15 protein-coding genes are annotated in these 22,433 nt (G+C 64.6%); 5 read left to right on the plus strand and 10 right to left on the minus strand.

Annotation, left to right across the window (positions count from 1 at the left end):
- Nucleotides 1–155 precede the first annotated feature (155 nt).
- The 5 genes from uvrA to B0G74_RS13015 all read right to left on the minus strand — a co-directional run bounded on the left by uvrA (nucleotide 156) and on the right by B0G74_RS13015 (nucleotide 12,400).
- Nucleotides 156–6,041 carry an excinuclease ABC subunit UvrA gene (uvrA, locus tag B0G74_RS12995; protein ID WP_347814515.1) on the minus strand — a complete coding sequence of 1,962 codons (5,886 nt, stop codon included), beginning with the start codon at nucleotides 6,039–6,041 and terminating at the stop codon, nucleotides 156–158.
- A gap of 289 nt (nucleotides 6,042–6,330) precedes the next feature.
- Complete coding sequence (locus B0G74_RS13000; protein WP_132375145.1) at nucleotides 6,331–7,893, minus strand: amino acid racemase; 1,563 nt, start codon at nucleotides 7,891–7,893, stop codon at nucleotides 6,331–6,333.
- Between the two features lie 156 nt (nucleotides 7,894–8,049).
- Nucleotides 8,050–9,363: an MFS transporter gene (locus B0G74_RS13005; RefSeq protein ID WP_132375146.1), complete on the minus strand. Its 1,314-nt coding sequence runs from the start codon at nucleotides 9,361–9,363 to the stop codon at nucleotides 8,050–8,052.
- 68 nt (nucleotides 9,364–9,431) lie between these two features.
- Nucleotides 9,432–10,637: a CoA transferase gene (locus B0G74_RS13010; protein WP_132375147.1), complete on the minus strand. Its 1,206-nt coding sequence runs from the start codon at nucleotides 10,635–10,637 to the stop codon at nucleotides 9,432–9,434.
- Complete coding sequence (locus B0G74_RS13015; protein ID WP_132375148.1) at nucleotides 10,637–12,400, minus strand: acyl-CoA dehydrogenase family protein; 1,764 nt, start codon at nucleotides 12,398–12,400, stop codon at nucleotides 10,637–10,639. Before B0G74_RS13015 ends, B0G74_RS13010 begins: the two co-directional genes overlap by 1 nt.
- A 132-nt stretch (nucleotides 12,401–12,532) precedes the next feature.
- On the opposite strand from B0G74_RS13015, the gene B0G74_RS13020 reads away from it, so the two are divergent.
- Nucleotides 12,533–13,459: a LysR family transcriptional regulator gene (locus B0G74_RS13020; RefSeq protein ID WP_132375149.1), complete on the plus strand. Its 927-nt coding sequence runs from the start codon at nucleotides 12,533–12,535 to the stop codon at nucleotides 13,457–13,459.
- Here the strand turns inward: B0G74_RS13020 and B0G74_RS13025 are convergent.
- Both B0G74_RS13025 and B0G74_RS13030 read right to left on the minus strand, forming a co-directional pair.
- The gene (locus B0G74_RS13025) at nucleotides 13,429–13,746 is read right to left on the minus strand and encodes a single-stranded DNA-binding protein (RefSeq protein ID WP_132375150.1); all 318 of its coding nucleotides are present in this window, start codon (nucleotides 13,744–13,746) and stop codon (nucleotides 13,429–13,431) included. The two genes, B0G74_RS13020 and B0G74_RS13025, sit on opposite strands and share 31 nt — an antisense overlap.
- 127 nt (nucleotides 13,747–13,873) lie before the next feature.
- A complete protein-coding gene (locus B0G74_RS13030) occupies nucleotides 13,874–14,797 on the minus strand; it encodes a LysR family transcriptional regulator (RefSeq protein ID WP_132375151.1) in 924 nt (307 codons plus the stop codon).
- A 227-nt stretch (nucleotides 14,798–15,024) separates the two neighbouring features.
- Between B0G74_RS13030 and B0G74_RS13035 the strand changes: the two genes are divergently transcribed.
- Complete coding sequence (locus B0G74_RS13035; RefSeq protein ID WP_132375152.1) at nucleotides 15,025–16,056, plus strand: glutathione S-transferase family protein; 1,032 nt, start codon at nucleotides 15,025–15,027, stop codon at nucleotides 16,054–16,056.
- A gap of 57 nt (nucleotides 16,057–16,113) precedes the next feature.
- On the opposite strand, the gene B0G74_RS13040 is transcribed toward B0G74_RS13035, so the two are convergent.
- Entirely contained in the window at nucleotides 16,114–17,025 is a 912-nt protein-coding gene (locus tag B0G74_RS13040) for a LysR family transcriptional regulator (protein WP_132375153.1), read from the minus strand.
- A 171-nt stretch (nucleotides 17,026–17,196) separates the two neighbouring features.
- On the opposite strand from B0G74_RS13040, the gene B0G74_RS13045 reads away from it, so the two are divergent.
- From B0G74_RS13045 to B0G74_RS13055, 3 genes are all read left to right on the plus strand, one after another.
- Nucleotides 17,197–17,940, plus strand: a complete 744-nt coding sequence (locus B0G74_RS13045) for an SDR family oxidoreductase (RefSeq protein ID WP_132375154.1) — start codon at nucleotides 17,197–17,199, stop codon at nucleotides 17,938–17,940.
- A gap of 71 nt (nucleotides 17,941–18,011) precedes the next feature.
- On the plus strand, nucleotides 18,012–18,908 hold the full coding sequence (locus tag B0G74_RS13050) for an SDR family oxidoreductase (RefSeq protein ID WP_132375155.1): 897 nt from the start codon (nucleotides 18,012–18,014) through the stop codon (nucleotides 18,906–18,908).
- Nucleotides 18,909–19,042: 134 nt separating this feature from the next.
- Entirely contained in the window at nucleotides 19,043–19,486 is a 444-nt protein-coding gene (locus B0G74_RS13055; RefSeq protein ID WP_243658178.1) for a hypothetical protein, read from the plus strand.
- A 50-nt stretch (nucleotides 19,487–19,536) separates the two neighbouring features.
- Here B0G74_RS13055 and B0G74_RS13060 read toward each other — a convergent pair whose 3' ends face one another.
- Nucleotides 19,537–20,562: an aldo/keto reductase gene (locus B0G74_RS13060; RefSeq protein ID WP_132375157.1), complete on the minus strand. Its 1,026-nt coding sequence runs from the start codon at nucleotides 20,560–20,562 to the stop codon at nucleotides 19,537–19,539.
- Between the two features lie 109 nt (nucleotides 20,563–20,671).
- A complete protein-coding gene (locus B0G74_RS13065) occupies nucleotides 20,672–22,396 on the minus strand; it encodes a tetratricopeptide repeat-containing glycosyltransferase family protein (RefSeq protein WP_132375158.1) in 1,725 nt (574 codons plus the stop codon).
- Nucleotides 22,397–22,433: the final 37 nt, after the last annotated feature.

A 22,433-nucleotide genomic window follows, 5' to 3' on the forward strand; every position in this document is an offset into this window, starting at 1 on the left:
TCGGCGCGACGTTGGTGGGCATATAGGGCAATTTCGTGAGGGCCGAATTCGCCCGGCCAGAATGAAATGAATCATGCGCCGGCAACTCTTGCGGGTTCAACTCAACAAAGGAGCAAGCGGGAGCGGCGCAACGATGATCGCGCCGCTCTGCTGCATCAACCGTTCGTGCCCTCGCCTGCCACGACAGCGCTGTTGTTACGCGATCGCGCGAGAACCGGCCGCAACGCGGCGCCCGTATGACTCGCCGCAACGCGCGACAATCCTTCGGGATCCGTAGCAGCAACGATCGCCCCGCCGCCCACTCCGCCTTCCGGACCGAGGTCGATGATCCAGTCCGCCTCGGCGATCACATCCAGATCGTGTTCGATGACGACGACACTATGCCCGCCGTCCGCGAGACGATGCAGCACGCGAATCAGCTTGGCGACGTCCGCCATATGCAGGCCCACAGTCGGTTCGTCCAGCACATACAAGGTATGCGGCGGTTTCTGGCCGCGCCGTGTGATGTCGTCACGCACTTTGCTCAATTCGGTGACGAGCTTGATACGCTGCGCCTCGCCGCCCGACAACGTGGGCGACGGCTGACCCAGCGTGAGATAGCCGAGCCCGACGTCTTTCATCAACTGCAATGGATGAGCGATATTGGAGATGGGCGCGAAGAACTCGACGGCCTCGTCGATTTCCATGGTCAGCACGTCGCCGATATTCTTGCCGCGCCACGTGACCGCCAGCGTCTCGGGATTGAAGCGCTGCCCGTGACACACATCGCAAGGCACCTTCACGTCGGGCAGAAAGCTCATGCCGATGGTGCGCACGCCCTGCCCCTCGCAGGCCGGGCAACGGCCTTCGCCGGCGTTGAACGAGAAACGTGAGGCCGTATAGCCACGCGCGCGCGCTTCGAGCGTGCCGGCAAACAGCTTGCGGATCGCGTCCCACACGCCGATGTAAGTGGCGGGACACGAACGCGGCGTCTTGCCGATCGGTGTTTGATCGACTTCGAGTACACGGTCGATGGTTTCCCAGCCGGTGATCGCATCGCACCCTTGCCATGCATGCGTCACGTTGAGCGGCGCACGCGGCGCTGTGCGCGCCAGCACGCTGGAACGCCGGTTCGCCGCGGGCTTCTCCTCGGCCGCCGCACGCGCGCGCCGCGTGGCCGGCGACGACAGCACCGAACGTCCGACAGCATCCAGCAGGTTGGTCATCAGCACGTCGCGTGCAAGTGTCGACTTGCCGGAGCCGCTGACGCCGGTGACCGCCACCAGCCGCGAGAGCGGAATGCCGACCGTGACGTTGCGCAAATTGTGCAGCTTGCCGCCGTGCACAGTCAGCCAATTCTCCGGCACTGCAGCCGTACGTTTGCCCGGCGCGACCACTTCGCGGCGCGGCTGCAACGGATGCACGATGGGCTGCGCGAGAAACTGTCCGGTCAGCGAATCGGGTTGCGCCGACAGGTCGGCCACACTGCCCTGCGCGACCAGCGTGCCGCCGCGTTTGCCCGCGCCCGGCCCGATGTCGATGATGTGATCCGCACGCCGAATCGTGTCCTCGTCATGCTCGACGACCACCAGCGTATTGCCCTTTTCACCGAGCTTGCGCAAAGCGTTCAACAGAATCTGGTTATCGCGCGGATGCAGACCGATGGTCGGTTCGTCGAGCACATAGCACACGCCTTGCAAGTTACTGCCAAGTTGCGCCGCGAGCCGGATGCGCTGCGCTTCGCCGCCGGACAGACTCGGCGCCGCGCGATCGAGACTCAGATAGCCGAGCCCCACTTCCTCGAGGAACTGCAGGCGGCTGCCGATTTCGCTCACCACGTCACGCGCGATCTCCGCGTCGCGACCGGTCATCTCCAGCGTGTCGATCCACGCGCGCGTGTCGGACACGGTCCACTGCGCGACATCGACAATCGCCTGCGCGTCGAACGTGACCGCGCGCGCGGTGGGGTTCAGACGCGTACCCGCACAATCCGGACATGGTTCGTCCACGAGACCTTCGGGTTCCTGCTCTTCCGACGGCAGGCTCTGTTCGCGACCGCGATTGTCGTCGACGACGATCGTATCGTCGTACACCGCGCGTTGTTCACGCGTGAGCGCGAGGCCCGTGCCGACACACGTGGTACACCAGCCATGCTTGCTGTTGTACGAGAACATGCGCGGATCGAGTTCGGGATAACTCGTGCCGCACACCGGACATGCGCGCTTGGTGGACAGCACCTTCACCGCGCCGAGTTTCGCGGTGGGATGGCCGCCGCTGATCGCGTCGTGCAAACCGTCGAGCGGCGCCAGCAGATGCATCACGCCCTTGCCGACTTCGAGCGTCTGGTCGAGCGCCTGACGCAGTTCGGCTTCGTTGTCCGGCGACACGACAATGTCGGCCACCGGCAGCTCGATCGTATGCTCGCGGAAGCGGTCGAGCTTCGGCCACGGATCCACCGGCACGAACTCGCCGTCCACACGCAGATGAGTATTGCCGCGCGCTTTTGCCCATTTCGCCAGATCCGTATAAACGCCCTTGCGGTTCACGACCAGCGGCGCGAGAAAGCCAACGTGCTGCCCCTTGTGATCGCGCAGCAACTGCGCCGCGATCGATTCGACGCTTTGCGACGTGACCGGCGTACCGTCGTGAATGCAATGCTGCAAACCGAGCTTCACATACAGCAGACGCAGGAAGTGCCAGACCTCCGACGTGGTCGCCACGGTACTCTTGCGGCCGCCGCGCGAGAGCCGCTGCTCGATCGCGACGGTCGGCGGAATGCCGTACACTGCGTCGACCTCGGGCCGCCCCGCCGGCTGCACGATGGAACGTGCGTAGGCATTCAGCGATTCGAGGTAACGGCGCTGCCCTTCGTGAAACAGAATGTCGAAGGCGAGCGTGGACTTGCCCGAACCGGACACGCCGGTAATCACGTTGAATTTGCCGTGCGGAATGTCCACGTCCAGCGCTTTCAGGTTGTGCTCGCGCGCATTGACGATGCGCACCACGTCCTCGCCTTCGATCGCCCGGCGCGCGCGCGCGGCGCTCAGCGCCTTTTGCAGCGGAATGCCTTGCGACGCCGGTTCGGCCGCTGCGCCCATGGCACGGTCATATTGCAGCAGCGCCACGCCGGTATGCGATTCCGGGCAAGCTTTGACGTCTTCCGGCGTGCCGGCGCACAAGACCCGGCCGCCGCCATCGCCACCTTCGGGACCCAGGTCGATCAGCCAGTCGGCCGCGCGGATCACGTCGAGATTGTGCTCGATCACGATCAGCGAATGACCGCTCGCGAGCAGCTTGCCGAACGCCTGCATCAGCTTGGCGATGTCGTCGAAATGCAGGCCCGTGGTGGGTTCGTCGAACATGAACAGACGTTTGGCAACCGGCTGCTTTGCGCTGCGCGCAGTCCGCGCCTGGGCCGATTCCGCGAGGAAACCGGCGAGCTTGAGCCGCTGCGCTTCGCCGCCCGACAGCGTGGGCACCGGCTGGCCGAGCTTCACGTATTCGAGGCCCACGTCGACGATTGGCTGCAGCACGCGCAGCACTTCGGCATCTTTTGCAAAATACGCGGTGGCTTCGCTCACCGTCAATTCCAGCACGTCGGCAATGCTCAGCGCGCGCGCCGGTTCGCCGCGCTCGATCTTCACTTCGAGCAGTTCCGCGCGATAACGGCGCCCGTCGCAATCGGGGCAGCGCAGGTACACGTCGCTCAGGAATTGCATTTCGATATGTTCGAAACCCGAGCCGCCGCAGGTCGGGCAACGGCCTTCGCCTGAGTTGAAGCTGAACATGCCCGGACCGTAGCCGCGTTGCTGCGCGAGCGGCGCCTTGGCAAACAGCTTGCGGATCTCGTCGAACGCGCCGACGTAGCTCGCCGGATTCGAACGCGCCGTCTTGCCGATCGGCGACTGGTCGACGAACACGACGTCGGTGACCTGATCGGCGCCGCTCAAACTTGTGAATGCGCCCGGCGACTCAGTGGCGAGACCGAAGTGCCGTGCCATGGCCGGATACAACACGTCCTGCAGCAACGTGGATTTGCCGGACCCCGACACCCCCGTCACGCAGACGAGCCGCTGCAATGGAATCTCCACCGTGACATCGCGCAGATTGTGCTCAGTCGCGCCTTCGAGCACGATGCGCGGCGTGGCGGCATCCACCGGACGCTGCGACCAATGCGCCGCGTCGGCCACATGCCGGCGGCCACCCAGGTACTCGCCGGTGAGCGTGCCTGACGAACGGATCGCCTCGGGCACGCCGTCGTAAATGATCGAGCCGCCGCGCTCGCCCGGTCCCGGACCCATGTCGATCAGACGATCCGCCGCGAGCATCACGGAGGGATCGTGTTCGACCACCACCAGCGTATTGCCCGCGTCGCGCAAACGGTGCATGGCTTCGACGATGCGGTTCAGATCGCGCGGATGCAAGCCGATGCTCGGCTCGTCGAGCACGAACAGGGTCTTGGTGAGCGACGTGCCGAGTGCCGTGGTCAGGTTGATCCGCTGCACTTCGCCGCCCGACAGCGTGCGGCTTTGCCGGTCGAGCGTCAGATAGCCGAGGCCCACGTCGCACAGGTACTTGAGGCGCGTGCGCACTTCGGCTAGCAGCAGCTTGAGCGCGTCGTCGAGCAAGGCGCTCGGCAAACTGATTTCGTCGAAGAAGCGCCGGATGCGCTCGATCGGCATCAGCATCAGGTCATGCACGGTCAAACCCGGCAACGCTTCGAGCTGCCCGCGCGTCCAGTCGACGCCGCGCGGCAGGAAGCGCTTCTCGGCCGGCAGCACGTCGTCCGCATTGGCCTTGCTGCCGAGGCGCCACAACAGCGATTCCGTTTTCAGGCGCGCGCCGCCGCAGGTTTCGCACGGCGTATAGCTGCGGTACTTGGACAGCAGCACACGAATATGCATCTTGTACGCTTTCGATTCGAGATACTCGAAGAAGCGTTTGACGCCGTACCAATGGCTTTGCCACTTGCCGTTCCAATCCGGCGAGCCGTTGATGACCCAGTCGCGCTCGGCGTCCGTCAGCTCGCCCCACGGCGTGCCGCGGCGGATATCGGCTTTCGCCGCGTAGCGCATCAGATCGTCCTGGCATTCCTTCCACGCGGGCGTTTGCATGGGCTTGATCGCGCCGTCGCGCAGCGTCTTGCGCGCGTCCGGGATCACCAGCCCGAGGTCGACGCCGATCACGCGGCCGAAACCGCGGCACACTTCGCACGCGCCGTAGGCCGAGTTGAACGAGAACAGCGCGGGCTGCGGATCGGCGTAGCGCAGATCGCTTTCCGGGCTGTGCAAGCCGGTGGAGAAACGCCAGATTTGCGGTTCGGCTTCCTGACTGTCCGCCCCTTCCGATGACGCCGGCAGCACATAGATATTGACGCGCCCGCCGCCGCGCTTGAGCGAGGCCTCGATCGCCTCGACCACCCGCTGCTTGTCCACCGAGCGCAGCCGGAAGCGGTCGGCCACCACGTCGAGCAGCTTGCGCTTGCCGGTGGGCGAATCGACTTCGCGCTGCGCCTGCACGCGCGTGTAGCCACTGGCCGACAGCCACTGCTCCACTTCCTGCTCCGACGCGGATTCCGGCAACTCGACCGGGAACGTGACGACGAGCCGCGGCTCGTTTTCCGCCGTGCGTTCGAGCAACTCGGCGTAGATCGTTTCCGGCGTGTCGTGGCGCACCTGATGGGCCGTCTTGCGGTCGAACAGTTCGGCCGCGCGCGCGTAGAGCAGCTTCAGGTGATCGTTGAGCTCCGTCATGGTGCCGACGGTGGAACGCGAACTGCGCACCGGGTTGGTCTGGTCGATCGCAATGGCCGGCGGCACGCCGTCGACGCGGTCGACTTGCGGCCGGTCCATGCGATCGAGAAACTGCCGGGCGTAAGCGCTGAATGTTTCGACGTAGCGCCGCTGCCCTTCCGCGTAAAGCGTGTCGAACACGAGGCTCGACTTGCCGGAGCCGGACGGGCCGGTGACGACCGTCATTTCGCCGGTTCGTACGTCGAGGTCGACGTTCTTGAGGTTGTGCTGGCGTGCGCCGCGAATCTTGATAGTGCCGTTAGATGCCAATTTTTCCGACCGTCTGAATGAGTGGGCCACCTCTCACGGACGCCTCGCGACCGCGCAAGTTCGGTGCGCCGGGCTGGCGGAAACTCGCGCCGAAGCCCGGCTTGCAACGGGATACTATACTGTATATTTATACAGTTTTCCACGACGCGGCCCGGGTGGGCTTTGCAGGCCCGTCAGGCGGTGACCGGCGGCAAAAATGCGCGCCGCTTGGCGCGGCAGCAAGCGTTGTGCCGTTGGGGAGAGAAAGGTTTAAAGCCGCTCGAAGCGGCGTCGGAGACGTGAAGCGGCGCTATCGCACCAGACTTGCAAGGCGCAACGGTGTGGTAACGGGCGCACATTTCTTGACCGTAGACGCTTTCCGCACTGATCGGCTCCCTGTCGGCACCGCAGCCCCCGGCGCTGCATCCAGCGCCCCGCTGTTACCCAGCGCATACGCCACGCAGCACTTCGCCAGCACCTCGGTCGGATCGACGAGCCGCATCACCCGTCCGCCCGCGCACGCCAGCGTCGCGTCACGCAACAGCAGCGGCAACTCGGTGCAACCCAGCACGATCACCTGGGCGCCTTGCGCGACCAGATCGTCGAGCGCCGCGGCGAGATCATCGCAGCACTCGCCCGACGTGACGCCCGCCTTCGCACCCTTCGGTCCGTAGATGGCGTTCATCAGCCGCGCCTGCGCCGGTTCGCCCGGCGCAATCTGCACGAAACCGCGCGCTTCGAGCGCCTGCTCATAGACGCGGCTCGCGAGCGTGCCCGAAGTGGCGAGCACGCCGACTTCGCGCACGTCCGGAAAGGTCTCGCGCAGATAATCGGCGGTACAGGTCAGCATATTGACGATCGGAATGCCGAGCGACGGCTGGATCCGCTCGACGAACGCATGCGCCGTATTGCACGGAATCGCGATGAGGTCCGCGCCGCCGTCCTCGAGCGTCTTGCAGCCGGCATACAACGCGAGCGTCGGATCGTCGCCGTTGCCGAGCAGCGCGGCGGTGCGGTCCGGAATCTGCGGATTCTGCTCGACCATGATCTTGATGTGATCCTGATCACACGCGGCGGGCGTATTGCGCACCAGCTTGGCCATGAAGTCGACCGTCGCCGCCGGCCCGACGCCGCCCAGCACGCCCACCTTGAAGCGCCGCTCCGGCTGCGCATATTGGGCCGCCGCGACGTAGCGCGCGTAAACGAGATTGGCGTCGACGAGCGGCACCTCGAGCCGGCCGAGCGCGCGCGCGACCAGCGCGATTTCGACGAGCCCCGGCAGGATGAGCTCCGCGCCCTGCGCAATGAGGTCCGCGCACGCGGCGCGCAGCAACTCGACCGGGCGGCCATGGAAGCGGCCGTTTAGGATGCCTTCATCGCTATAGACCGCGCTCGTCACGCAATCGACGCCCGCTTCGTTGCGCGGATGCAGCACGTCGAACCGCGCGGCATCGAAATAACGTTCGAAGAGGCCGTGATGACGGATGGCCTCCGAAGTCAGCACGCCGATCCGCCGCACCGACGGAAACGCTTGCCGCACGTGCGCCGAGAGCGCCGTCATGATGTTGGCGACCGGCACGGCCACGTTCGCCGAAAGTTCGTCGATGAAGGTATGGCTGAGGAAGCACGGCAACACGATCGCCTCGACGCCGCGCTTTTCGAACGCGCGCATGGTGTCGAATACGTGAATCTTGAACTGGGCGCTCGCCTCGCTCTGCGAGGCCGGCCCTTGCCAGGACTGCTGCTCGAGAACGAGATCGAATGGCCACGCCGCGCCCAGCCGGTTCCAGGCGGCGCTCATCCGGCACAGGACGTCGGCGCTGGCGAGCTGCGCCGCGCCGGTCACGACACCCAGCGAACGATAGCGATTCATGATGGCTTCCCCCCGTCGTTTTTTTTGCCGCCCGCCTCGATGGTAGGCGGCTTTTGCGCGGTTGAGGATGACATTATGCAGGCGGACTATGACGTGGGGTCAACCACGAACCACAATTACCCTGTGTTTCCCGGCGTCGAGCGCACCGGCAAACGCCTAGGCCGCTTCGGCGACGCCGTGCGCCGCACCGCGCTTGCGGCGCTCCAGCGTGCCGATGCATACCAGCGATACGCCGGCCAGAACACTATAGAACACGGCCAACGGCCACCAGGCGCCCGGATAACGATGCGCGAGCAACGTCCCGATCAGCGGCGTCAGACCACCGGCCAGCGCGGCGCACACCTGATACGACAGCGAAATCGCCGAATACCTGACGCGCACCGGGAACGCGGTCGACATGAAGCCGGCCATCACGGCGTAGGAACTCGACATGCACATCACAGCGAGCGCAATGCCGATCACGATCGCCACCGGCCGCCCGGTCGAAACGAGCGCGAACATCGGATAAGGCGACAGCATCGCCAACGCGGCCGCGCCCTTCAGGAAGCGTCCCGTGCCAATGCGTTGCGCGAACCATCCGGACCCCAGTTGCGTGAACAACTGGATGAACGCGACCACGAACAGGCAATCGAGAATCAACGAACGGTCGAGGCCGAGCGTTTGCGTCGTGTAGTTGAGCATGAATGTGTTGACGAACCATGCGCCGGCCACGCCGATCACGTTCGCGCCGAGGCATAGCAACAGCGTGCGCCACGCATCGCGCACGACCTCGGCGACCGGCAGCGCGGCCACGCGTCGTTGCGCCTTGAGCGCCTTGAATTCCGGCGATTCGTCGACACCCGCGCGGATCAGCAGGCCGACCACCAGCAGCACGGCACTCGCGAGAAACGGCAGGCGCCATCCCCAGCCAAGGAACGCGTCCTTATCCATCGAGGCCACCGCGCGGAACGCGAGCAGCGACAGGATCAAGCCCGCCGGACTGCCGAGCTGCGCGAACGACGCGAAGAAGGTGCGCCGTCCCTGCGGTGCGTGTTCGCTTGCCATCAGCACCGCGCCGCCCCACTCGCCGCCGATCGCAATGCCCTGCGCGACCCGCAGCAAGACGAGCAGCACGGGCGCCCACACGCCGGCGCTTGCATAGGTCGGCAGGAAGCCGATGCCGACGGTGCCGATGCCCATGATCGCCAGCGTCGCCACGAGTGCTTTCTTGCGGCCGATGCGGTCGCCCAGGTGGCCGAACACCAGCCCGCCGAACGGCCGCGCGAAGAAGCCGACCGCAAAGGTGCCGAACGAAGCGAGAGTGGCGAAAAACGGATCGCTGCCAGGAAAGAACAGCTTGCCGAATATCAGCGCGGACGCCGTGGCATAGATATAAAAGTCGTACCACTCGATCGTGGTGCCGACAAAAGCCGCGGCTGCGGCGCGCGTCGGTTGCCGGCTTGCGGCGTGGTCGTCGGACTCGTGATTCATGTCTCTGTCTCCAAGGTCTTTCTTCTGGATGGCGCGGCTTCTGCGTGCCGTCGCCGGGAACTGCGTGTTTAAGCTTTGAGCACGCCCGCTTCGAGCAGACGCTGCTGGGTGGCGGCGTCGATACCCAATGCGTCGAGCACGTCGCGCGTGTCGGCGCCGAGCGACGGTGGCGCGCTGCGATACGTGGCCGGCGTGCGCGACAGCTTGATCGGCGACGCGGTGCCGCGATACTCACCCATCTCGACCACCATGCCGCGATGCAAGGTATGCGGATGACGCGCCACGACGTCGACGGTTTGCACCGGACCGCACGGCACGCCCGCGTTGATCAGCGCATGCGCGAGCGGCTCGCACTCGTGCGTGGCGAGCAGACTTTCGAGCGCGGCCTTCAGCGGCTCGCGATGCGCGCAGCGGCTGCGGTTGTCGACATAACGCGGATCGTCGGCGAGTTCGGGCGCGCCGAGATGCGCGCACAGTTTCGCGAACTGCCGGTCGTTGCCTACCGCGAGAAAGATCGGCGCCGTCGCTGTGCGATAGCTGTCGTACGGCGTGATGTTGGGATGCGCGTTGCCGCTGCGCTGCGGCGTGCGGCCCGAGCCGAAATAGTTCGGCAGATGCGGATGCAGCAGCGAGACGCCGCAGTCGTACAACGCGATATCGATCGACTGACCGCGGCCGCTCTTCGCGCGTTCGGCGAGCGCGAGCAGAATGCCGGCGAGCGCGTTCAGGCCGGTGACCATGTCGACGACCGGCAAGCCGACGCGCGTGGCGGGACCGTCACGCTCGCCGTTCACGCTCATCAGGCCGGTCATCGCCTGAATCGCGGCGTCGTAGCCGGGCAAGCCGCCGAGCGGACCGTCGGGACCGAAACCCGATACGGCGCAATGGATCAGCTTCGGGAAACGCTCGCGCAGATCGCGCTCGTAATCCATGCCCCAGCGCCCGAGCGTGCCGGGTTTGAAGTTTTCGACCAGCACGTCGGCATCTTCCAACAGCTTCCACAGGATCGTGCGGCCTTCATCGCGCGAGAGATCGACCGCGATGCCCTGCTTGTTGCGGTTCACGCCCGCGAAGTACCACGCGGTGTCGCCGTAAAACGGCGGCCCCCAGCCACGCGTTTCGTCGCCGTCGGGCGGCTCGAGCTTGATCACCTGCGCGCCGTGATCGGCGAGCGCCTGGGTGCAGTACGGGCCGCCGAGCACGCGGCTCAAGTCGATCACCTTGATGCCTTGCAACGCGCCTTGCTTGCCATCGTTCGGAAGCGGTGCGGCCATTACGCGCTCCTTTGCGGCAACAGTTGCAGCGCCTGTTCGAGCGTGACGCTGCGGCCGTGAACCAAAGCGTCGATTACATCGCTCTCGTCCGATGCCGAATGCAAGGCCAGAGGATCGAACGGCAACAGCTTGTGCCGCACCACCAGATGCGCAAGCGCAAGACGCCGGTAATCCGGCGCGAGACACACGCCTTCGCAGGCCATCAACACTGCGGTGCTTGCGTGATACAGCGCGGTGCCCGCTTGCCGGACCCATTCGTCGCGGCCGGAATCCGCCACGCTCGCCAGCGCGTCGCACGCACGCGCGAGTGTCGCGCGCAGCAACGCGAGACTGGCCGCCGGCAATCCTGCCGCGCCGAGCAGATCCTGCAGATACGTGCGCAACGGTTCGAGCGCGCCGTCGCGTTTCGCGGCTCGCGCGATGTCGAGCGCGACGATATTGCTGGTGCCCTCCCAGATCGAGCCGAGATGCGCGTCGCGCACGAGCCGCGCGTCGCTCCACTCTTCGATATAGCCGGTGCCGCCGCGCACTTCCATCGCGTCGCCGGTCACGCGGCGCGCGTCGCGGCATGCACGGAACTTGATGAGCGGCGTGAGGATGCGCACGCATTTCGCCGCCTGCCGGTCGCCCGCGTCGGCCTGCTCCAGCAGCAGCGCGATGCGCATGAACATCGAGCGCGCCTGTTCGGCGGGCAGCATCATCTTGAGCAACTGACGCTGCATCAACGGCATGTCGATCAGCTTGCGGCCGAACGCTTCGCGATTGCGCGCGATGTGCAGCGCCTCGGTCAGCGCACGGCGCATCAAACCGGCGGCGCGCACGCCGTTCGACAGACGCGACATATTGATCATGTCCGCCATTTGATGAAAACCGCGGCCCACTTCGCCGATCAGATACGCGACCGCGCCTTCCAGCACGATCTCGCCGCTCGCCATCGAACGGCTGCCGAGCTTGTCCTTCAGACGCACGATCCGGTAGCTGTTGCGCGAGCCGTCCGGCAGCGTCTTCGGCAACAGGAACAGTCCGAGTCCGTTGATGCCGGGCGGCGCCGTGTCCGGCCGCGCGAGCACCATCGCGAGATCGGCGTCGGCGTTCGAGCAAAACCATTTGTCGCCATACAGACGCCACGTTTCGTCACCGTTCGCATCGGTTTCGAGCGACGCACGCGTGGCAATGCGCGCGACGTCCGAACCCGCTGCCTGTTCGGTCATGAACATCGCGCCCTGGAATAGCGTGTTGAAATCGCGCGAGGCGAGCATCGGCAGAAAACGCGCGACCAGTTCCGGCGCGCCGAATTTGCGCAGCGTGCGCGTGAGCGAATCGGTCATGCTCACGGGGCAACACAGGCCGAATTCCGCCTGCACGAACAGGAAGGTCAGCGCGTATTTCACGAGCGGCGGCGGCGACTTTTTGCCATCGCGGGTTTCGTGGCTCATCGCGGCCAGTCCCAACTCCGCGTAAGCCACGCGTTCCAGCGCGACGTAATCCGGATGCTTGTCGATACTTTGCAGCGCTTCGCCGCGCCGCGTGCGATGGTGCAATTGCGGCGGGTTCTTGTCGGCGGACAGCGCCCACACGTCGAGTTCGTCGGACGCGCGCTGGCCCAGCGAGACGAGCTGGCTTTCGAGTTCGTGAAACAGCGTCTCGCCGAGATGCAGCTTCAACAGACGCTCGAAGTCGGGATCGCTGGTGAAGAAGTTGATGCCCCGGCTATCGGGAATGTTGGACGAGCCGTGTGCCGGCTGCGCGGTGATTTCGCTCATACGTGTCTCCTTACTCTGCTATGCACGTCAGTGCTTGTGGGAGGAGCATAGGAGCGGCGTCGATAATCGTCTAATACAACTTATATCCGGTACGATAGACGCAGCTTATCGATCAAGACCAAGGAGGCAGCCGTGGACCTGAAGCAGTTGCGCTATTTCGTGGCGGTCGCCGAGGAGCTGCATTTCGGCCGCGCGGCCAAGCGGCTGTTCATTTCGCAGCCGGCCCTCAGTTTCGACATTCGCAAGTTCGAGGAGCGGCTCGGCGTGCAGTTGCTCGCGCGCACCAACAAAACGGTGTCGCTGACCAACGCCGGCCAGGTGCTGCTCGGCGAAGCGCGCCGCCTGTTATTGCAGGCGAACGAGGCGGAACGCATGACGGTGCGCTCGGCGCATGGCCTCGCCGGCCGCTTGCGTATCGGCTTCGTGAATTCGATGCTGTACCGTGGCATGCCGCAAGCGGTGAAACGCTTCGAGGCCGATTACCCCGGCGTCGAAATCGTCCTGAAGGAGATGAACACCAGCGAGCAGGTGCACTCAATCCAGCGCATGCAGATCGATATGGGCTGCGCGCATTGGGGAAATTTTCCGACCGACGTCATTTCCACGCCGATTTTTTCCGAGCCGTTCCTGTGCTGCCTGCCCGCCGCTCATCCGCTGGCGCGCAAACGCAAGGTCGATCTGCGGGGATTGGCGCAGGAGCCGTTCATTCTGTTTCCGCGCACCGTGTCGCCGCACTATCACGATCTGATCATCGCGCAGTGCGTGGGAGCGGGATTCAGTCCGTTGATTCGCCATGAGGCGCGCTTGTGGCAGACCGTCGTGACGATGGTCGGCTTCGGCATGGGCGTTGCGCTGGTGCCGTACACGTTGCGTCAGGTCCAAGACCCGAAGGTCGCGTTTTTACCGCTGACGGGCGAGACGCTAATGTCGCAAGTGCTGCTGCTGCGCCGAAGCGGCGACGCGGAACCCGTCGCGGACCGCTTCGTCGAGTATCTCAGGGATGCCGGCGGCGAGCCGCCGAACACGGCTCATTCATCCGCTTCGCGGCGGCCTTCGTAAGCCGTCAGCATCTTGTGGGCGACCATATCCACGGCCGGTTTGACGAGCCCGTTCTTGTCGGTCCAGACCTTGGGCGTCAAGGTGCCGCTCAGTGCGACACTGTCCGCGTCGCTCAACGCGAGCAGCGCGGTTTGCACGTCGTCGTCGAAAGCGATCACGTTGACGAAAATCGTGTCGCCGTCGTTGGTGGCCGCGCGCACCTTGCAGGTCACGAAACGCCTGCCGTTCTGCCCCGTGCGAATCTGCGCCTCGCCGTATAACCGCCCGCCCACCAGTCCATCGATCATCGCCTTGCTCCTCTTGTTTCGTACCGTGCAGAAAGCAAAATCGCCCAGCACGGCGCGTATGATCCCACGAGAAGCGGCGCGGCCTCTATAAAAAGCGCCGCTGATTCGCGGACCAACGGCGTGAGCGTCACGCGCAGATCGTCAAATCCACGCCGCGCACGAGGCGTTTCGCGAGCCGCGGTTGCCGCAACTGTTCGAGCCACCACTGCAATGCGCGTCCTTCATGATCGCCACGCCACGCGACGTACAGCACGTTCGGCTCGCGCGGATCGGAGGTCGCTTTCTCGATCAGCTCGCCCTGCTTCAATAGCGTCGCGACGCGCTGGCGCGGCAACCAGCCCACGCCCAGGCCGTCGCGCTGCGCCAGAATTTTCGCGCGCATCGACGGCACGGCGAGTGACGCCTGTCCGCCGATCAGACCATAAGCACGCCCCGCCGTCGTACGCGATGAATCCGCCACCACCACTGCGCGATGTTCGAGGATCCGTTCGCGGCCGAGCGCCCCCTCGACACCCGCCAGCGGATGTCGCGGCGACACCGCGAACACCCACTCCATCACGCCGAGTTCGAACCAGCGCAGACCGGGAATCGCCGGCGGCTCGTTGGTCGCGCCCACGATCAGATCGGCACGGCCGTCGCGCAGCGCCTCCCAGGTGCCGCTCAATACTTCGTGGGTGAAGCGCAGCTTGACGCCGGAGTCGAGTGCGTCGAAGGCGCGTACCACCGGCATCAGCAGTTCGAATTCGAGAATCTCGTCCGTGACCACCCAAAGGCGGTCTTCCCAGCCGCTCGCGATCTGCTTCACGCGCTGCGTCATACGCGACATGTCGAGCATGAGACGCGCGGCTTCGTCGGCGAGAAGCTGGCCGGCGGGCGTGAGTTGCAGCCGGTAGCGGCGCCGGTCGAACAGCAGCGCGTCGAAGCGCGTCTCCAGTTGCCGGGCGGCATGCGAGATCGTGGACGGCGCCTTGCCGAGGCGCGCCGCCGCGCGCGACAGGCTGCCGGTCTCGCGTATCGCGTCGAGCAAAGCCAGTTCGTCTTCCGACAACATGTTCTACTCCTTCGAACGAGTTCGACGAAAAGATGGTACGGCAAAGCGCCGCTGCTAGTCCACTATGGCGATATGGCGGCAACATTGGCCGCAAGCACGGTTGGCGCGGGCTTTCGGAAAAGCCGCACGAGCCAGTGACGAGCCACTGCAAACGCGGCCGACGCGGCGCCTGGAACATTCATTGCGCGCGGTCGTGGCACGACGGCGTACGCACAAGGAGCGGCGACATGGGACTTTTAGTGGACGGACAATGGCAGGACCGCTGGTACGACACCAAGTCGACCGGCGGCCGTTTCGTGCGCAAGGACGCGGCGTTCCGCAACTGGGTGACGGCCGACGGCTCGCCCGTTCCGAGCGGCAGCGGCGGCTTCGAAGCGCAAGCGGGACGCTACCACCTGTATGTGAGCCTCGCCTGCCCGTGGGCGCATCGCACCTTGATCGTGCGGGCGCTCAAAGGCCTTGAAGCGATGATCGACGTCTCCGTCGTGCACTGGCTGATGCTGGAAAACGGCTGGACCTTCGCGGATGGCCCCGGCGTCGTGGCCGACACCGTCAATCACGCGAAGCTGCTGCACCAAGTCTATACGGCCGCCGATCCTCACTACAGCGGCCGCGTCACGGTGCCGATCCTGTGGGACAAGCAGCGCGCCACGATCGTCAGCAACGAATCGTCGGAAATCATTCGCATGCTGAATTCGGCGTTCGACGGCATCGGCGCCAAGCCCGGCGATTTTTATCCGCCGCCGTTGCGTCCGCAAATCGACGCGATCAACGCGCGCGTCTACGACACGCTGAACAATGGTGTTTACAAGGCGGGCTTCGCCACCACGCAGCAGGCCTACGAAGAAGCCGTCACGCCGCTCTTCGAAACGCTCGACTGGCTCGACACGCAACTCGCGACGCAACGCTATCTGACCGGCGCGCAACTCACCGAAGCCGATATCCGGTTGTTCACGACGCTGATCCGCTTCGACGCTGTCTACGTCGGCCACTTCAAGTGCAATCTGCGCCGCATCGCCGATTACGCGAATCTGTCCGCCTACACGCGCGATATCTATCAGTTGCCCGGCATTGCGCAGACGGTCGATTTCACGCACATCAAGCGGCATTACTACGAGAGTCACCGGGGCATCAATCCGACCGGCGTCGTGCCGCTTGGTCCGGTTCAGGATTTCTTGGCGCCGCATGATCGGGCACGGCTCGGGGTGCAGGACACGACTGCCGCTATTCGCTCGCGGCCGTATGCAGTCAGGGAATAGACATCATGCTGATCAACATCTTCGACACGCACAGCGCGGCGGCCTGAACACGCGTATTCACAGCGCGCCGCCCGTGGTCGCCGTTGCCGCTTCGAAAATATCACGCAGCCACTGCGCAAACACCCGCACCCGCGACGACAACTGACGGTTCTGCGGATAGAGCACGGACACCGGCATGGGCGGCGGCGGAAAGTCCGCAAGAATGATTTTCAGCCGCCCGGCCGCCAGTTCGGCCGCCACCCGGTATTGCGGCACCTGCACGATGCCGAGCCCCGCCAGCGCGGAGCCCGTATAGAGTTCGGTGCCGGTCACCGACACCGCCGACGGCAGGACCATCGCCACCTCGCGGCCCGCCACGCTGAATTCGAGCGGCACGGCCTTGCCGGTCGCGCTCGACACGTAATTGACGGCCCGATGCTTGGACAGCGCCGATGGCTCGGCCGGCTCGCCATATGCGGCGAGATACGCCGGACTCGCGACCGTCACTTGCGGCAATTGCGCGACGCGCCGCCCCACCATCGACGAATCCTGCAGATTGCCCGCCCGCAGCACGCAGTCGACTCCCTCCCGCACCAGATCGACGAGCCGGTCGTCTTCGCCGATGGTCAGTTCGATATCGGGAAAGCGCGCGAGAAAGGCCGGCAGCGCCGGCACCACGAAGTGCCGCGCCAGCGTGCCCTGCAAGTTCACCCGCAACAAACCCTTCGGCGCAAGGTTCGAAAACGAGCCCTCGGCCTCCTCCATGTCGGCAATCAGACGCACGCAGCGGCGGTAGTACGCCTCGCCGTCGTGCGTAAGACGCACCGTGCGCGTGGTGCGCTCGAGCAGCCGCGCGCCGAGCCGCTGCTCCATGCGCTTCATCAGATTGGTCACGGTGGCGCGCGGAATCTGCAGGTCGTCCGAGGCGCGCGTGAAACTTTGCCGCTCGGCGATCCGTATGAAAACCCGCATTTCCTCGAAACGATCCATGGTTGGTGCCTGTGGGTGGCTGTGGGTGGCTGTTTGTAACGCCTGTCGAGTGGTCCGTAGGTCAATTGTTAAAGCAAATGGAATTATGATGCTAAGTCTAACCCGATTATCTATGCGCGGAAAGCGTCCATGATTCACCTCACCCACCCAACGGACACAAGGAAACGAATCATGAACACGCCAAAAAACGCCCAGGTCGCTATCGTCACCGGCGCGTCCCGCGGCATCGGCGCAGCGGTCGCGCAACGTCTGGCCAAGGACGGCTTCGCGGTCGCGGTCAATTACGCATCCAGTTCGGCCGAAGCCGATGCGCTCGTCGCGCAACTCACGGCAGCCGGCGCCAAAGCCGTCGCGGTGAAGGCCGACGTGTCGAACGCCGACGACGTGCGCCGCATGTTCGAGACCACCGAACAGCAGCTCGGCAAAGTGGACGTGCTGGTCAACAACGCGGGCGTGCTCAAGACCGTGCCGCTCGCCGACACCAGCGACGCGCTCTACGACCAGACCTTCGACATCAACGTGCGCGGCACCTTCAACACCTTGCGCGAAGCCGCTGCGCGCATGAACGACGGCGGGCGCATCGTCAACTTTTCGAGCACCACACTGGCGCTGAACATGCCGGGCTATGCGATCTACAACGCGACCAAGGCGGCCGTCGAATCCTTCACACATGTATTCGCCAAGGAACTGCGCGGCCGCAACATCACCGTCAACGCCGTGGCGCCAGGTCCGATCGCGACGTCGCTATTCCTCGACGGCAAGACCGAAGAACAGATCCAGACCTTCGCGAAGATGCCGCCGCTGCAACGCCTCGGCCAACCGGACGATATTGCGTCGGTGGTGGCGTTCCTCGCCGGTCCGGACGCGGGTTGGATCAACGGGCAGATTCTGCGTGCGAACGGCGGCATTGCCTAACGCGCTCGGTGCACATCGCTGCGGGCAGGCTCTGACGAGCCGCCTCACTTTCATCGAATCGGAGAAGAAAAATGCAGAAGAAGATCATCCTCGTGACGGGCGCCGGTACGGGTATCGGCAAACTCAGCGCACAGTCGCTCGCCGAAGCCGGCCACATTGTCTACGCGACGATGCGCGACGTCGAAGGACGCAATAAGCCACGCGCCGATGAAAAGCGCGCGCTTGCGAAAGCGAAGGACATCCAGTTGCATCCGCTCGAACTCGACGTGTTGTCGCAAGCATCGGCTGATGCCGCCGCCGCGACGGTCGTGCGCGAACAGGGACGGCTCGACGTGGTGATGCAAAACGCCGGCCATCTGGTGGTCGGCCCGAGCGAAGCGTTCACGCCCGAGGAAATGGTGAAGGTGTTCGACACCAACCTGTTCGGCGCGCAGCGCGTGAACCGCGCCGTGCTGCCCTATCTGCGCAAGCAGGAAGCCGGCTTGATGCTGTGGATCAGCAGTTCGACGACCAAGGGCGGCTTTCCTCCCTTCCTCGGTCCATACGGCGCCGCGAAGGCCGCAATGGATTCGCTGGCGGTTTCGCTCGCATATGAGATCGCGCGCTTCGGCATCGAGACCTCGATCGTGGTGCCGGGCGCGTTCACACGCGGCACCGCTCACTTCCCGAGCGCGGGCAAGCCGGCCGATACCGAACGCGCCGCGGCCTACGCACGCTACGACGGCGTGATGGATCAGATCGGCCAGCGCCTGTCCGAGCTGACGCCCGAGGACGCCGATCCGCAAGCCGTGGCCGATGAAATCGTGCGGCTCGTCGGCCTGCCTTCAGGCGGGCGGCCGATGCGTTCGGTGATCGACTTCGTCGGCGACGGCGCGCGCGAGGTGCTCGAAGTGTCGGAGCGTGTGCGCATCGAGTTCGCCAAGCGAATCGGTATGGGCGATTTGCTGGAAGCGCGGGTTCAACGTTGAACGTGACGTCAAGGCATACCGCCGTGAAAGCAATTTCGCTGATCGCATGCGCCGTTGTGCTGCCGGTTCTCATCGGCGCATGCGATGCCCAACCTCAACCGGCCGCCACTTCCATCACGACGAGGAGCACGACCATGAAACCCTCGGTCACGTACCTTCATTTGCTGAAGCACACGCCGTTCTTTACGGGCCTGACGACCGACCAACTGCGATGGGTGATCGCCCACTCGCATGAATGGGAAGCGCAGGCCGGTACGGTCGTCGCGCAATGCAACGACAGCGCGGCAACTGCCGAGGATCAGGCCATGTGGATTCTGCTGGACGGCGGCTGGCAAGTCGAAGTGGGTCCGCACGCTTTCCCGGCGGACCATGCTGGCGCGGGCAAGTGGTTCAGCGCGGCGGCGGCGTCCGGCACCGCGTGCCGCCTCGTCACCACCGAACACAGCTACGTGATGAAAATCGAACGAGCCGACTTCGATGCCATGCTCGCGCAAGGCTTTGCCTTCGGCACGCATCTCGACGCCGGCCGCCGCTACTACGGCCAACTGTTCGCCGCTCCAGCCGAACTCGCGAAATGAGTCCGAACCGGAGCACGTGACACGCAGCGCGCCTCGAGGCGAAAGCGCGCTTACACCGCCTTCGGATTGCGTTCCTCGAATCCTTCCTGATGCCAGTACGGATAAGCGGGACGCACGGCACTCGCCGCGTCGAGCTTCGCCACCTGCTCGGGCGTCAGATTCCAGCCCACCGCACCGAGGTTCTGCCGCAGTTGTTCCTCGTTACGCGCACCGATCAGCACCGTCGATACCGTCGGCCGCTGCAGCAGCCAGTTCAGCGCGATCTGCGGCACGGTCTTGCCGGTTTCGGCCGCGATCTCGTCGATCGCATCGAGCACGCGGAACAGATACTCGTCCGGCACCGGCGGCCCCATGTCGGCGGTTTTATGCAGGCGGCTCGAATCGGGCAGCGGCTGGCCGCGCTTGATCTTGCCCGTGAGACGCCCCCACCCGAGCGGACTCCACACCACCGCGCCCACGCCCTGATCGACGCCGAGCGGCATCAGCTCCCACTCGTAATCGCGTCCGACCAGCGAGTAGTAGGTCTGATTCGCGACGTAGCGCGGATAGCCGTAGCGATCCGCCACGTCCTGCGACTTCATCAGGTGCCAGCCGGAGAAATTCGACACGCCGGTGTAGCGGATCTTGCCGGCGCGCACGAGATCGTCGAGCGTGGACATGACTTCGGCGATCGGCGTTCTGGCGTCGAAGCCGTGCAACTGGAACAGATCGATGTAATCGGTTTGCAAGCGCTTGAGCGCCGCGTCCACGGCCTGAATCAGATGGAAGCGCGACGAGCCGACGCTGTTCGGTCCATCGTCGAAACGGAAGGTCGCCTTGGTCGAGATGATCGCTTTGTCGCGCTTGCCCTTGAGCGCTTCGCCGAGCACCGATTCGGACGCGCCGCTCGAATAGATGTCCGCGCTGTCGAACATGGTGACGCCCGAATCGAAGCAGATGTCGAGCAGACGCCGCGCCTCGGCGACGTCGGTCGCGCCCCACGCCTGGAAAAACTCGCCCTTGCCGCCGAATGTGCCCGTGCCGAAACTCAGCACCGGCACCTTGAAACCGGATGCACCCAGATGTCTGTATTCCATTGATCAATCTCCGTGGCTTAGCCGTCCATAAACGGACATTCAGTCTACGCGCGTCCGCGCAAACGCGTCGGCCAGCGCGCAGGGAACGTGGCGGGTGCGAACGGGATCGTTATCGTGAATGCGCCACGTCCGTAGCCAATGCGCTCAGCGCGTCACGCGCGGCTTGCATCACACTGTCCCAATCGCCGAGCGCCGGTTGCCGGAACAAGCGGGCGCGCGGATACCACGGCGTGTCGGTACGCTCTAGCATCCAGCGCCAACAGGTGTCGAAGCGGTTCAGAATCCAGACCGGCTTGTCGAGCGCGCCGGCCAGATGCGCGGTGGACGTGTCCACGGAAATCACCAGATCGAGGTTCGCCACCAACGCTGCGGTGTCGGCGAAGTCGCTGAGTTCTTCCGTGTAATCGATCACGCGTTCGCCCCACTCGCTGCTCTCGAGTTGCTGTGCCGCCGGGCCTTTTTGCAGGCTGAAGAACTGCACGTTCGACACCTCGAGAAGCGGCGCGAGTTGTGCGAAAGCGATCGAACGGCGCGCATCGTTCTTGCGAAGCTCCGCGACATGCGGCCGGTTTCCGCCCGCCCACACGAGTCCGACTTTCAGGCGTCCGTCTGCTTCCGCGTGAATCCGATCGTGCCATTGGCGAGCCGCTTCGGCGTTTGCGATGAGATAAGGCGTTGTCGATGGAATGCTGTCGAGCTCGGTCTTGAATGCAAGCGGCAGACTCAGCAACGGACAGTGGCAATCGAACGGCGGCAGCGTTTGGCCGGCTTCGATCAATTGGTCCACGCCATCGAGCGTGGCCATGAGACGCATCAACTCGGGCGGCACTTCGAGCGCGACCTTGGCGCCGAGTTTCGACACCAGCGCGGCGTAGCGGCAAAACTGCAGCGTGTCGCCGAGGCCCTGCTCCGCGTGCAACAGAATCGTCTTGCCGTCGATCGAAAAATCGCCCAGCCAAAGGGGTTGCGCAAAACTGCGCCGACTTGCCTTGATGCGGCTGCGCTCCCAGCGCCATTCATATTTTTGCCAGCCGGCCTCGAGCTGTCCCATTTGCAGCAGGCACAGCGATTCATTCCAATGTGTTTCCGCAGCATCTGGATTCACGGCCAACGCGCGTTCGTAACTCGACAGCGCTTGCGCGTGCTGATTGAGGTCGATCTGCGTCAGGCCGAGATTGTTCCAGGCATCGGCGAATGCCGGGGCCAATTCGAGCGCGCGACGGTAGCAGCGTTCCGCTTCTTCCGGCTGGTTCAGGTCACTGAACGCGTTGCCGCGATTGCTCCACGCATCCGGATAATTCGGTTGCAGCGCGAGCGCGTGGTCGCAGCTTGCGAGCGCATCAGCGGGACGGCCCAGATCGCGCAGCACACACGCGCGGTTGTTCCAGGCCGGCGCGAAATCCGGCATCAATGAAATTGCACGATCGAAACTGCCGAGCGCATCAAGCGGCCGATTCAGGCCGGCTTGCGCGTTGCCGCGATTGTTCAGTGCGTCGGAAAATTTGGGCTGCAAGGTCAGCGCGCGCTCGGCACTCGCGAGGGCTTCGTCGAATCGCTGCAAAGCGTTCAACGCATAGGCCAGATTCGAATGAAGCGGCGCCTGCTTCGCGTTGATGGCAAGCGCTTTTCTGAGTAACTCGACGCCCTCTTGCAGGCGGCCCGCTTGCAGCGTCAGCGCGCCCAGCAATTGCAGCGCGTCGAAATGACGGGGCTTGAGTTCGAGAATCTCGCGATAGAGTTCCTCGGCCTCGGTGAAAGCGCCGTTGCGCTGAAGCGCGACGGCTTGCCGAAGCATATGGTCCAACTGTTGCGGCAGATTGGCGGACTTGCTCATGCGGAGAGCTTTGGTCGAATGCGCGTGAAAGTGGTGG

The sequence above is a fragment of the Paraburkholderia sp. BL9I2N2 genome, from assembly GCF_004339745.1.
Lineage (GTDB): Bacteria > Pseudomonadota > Gammaproteobacteria > Burkholderiales > Burkholderiaceae > Paraburkholderia.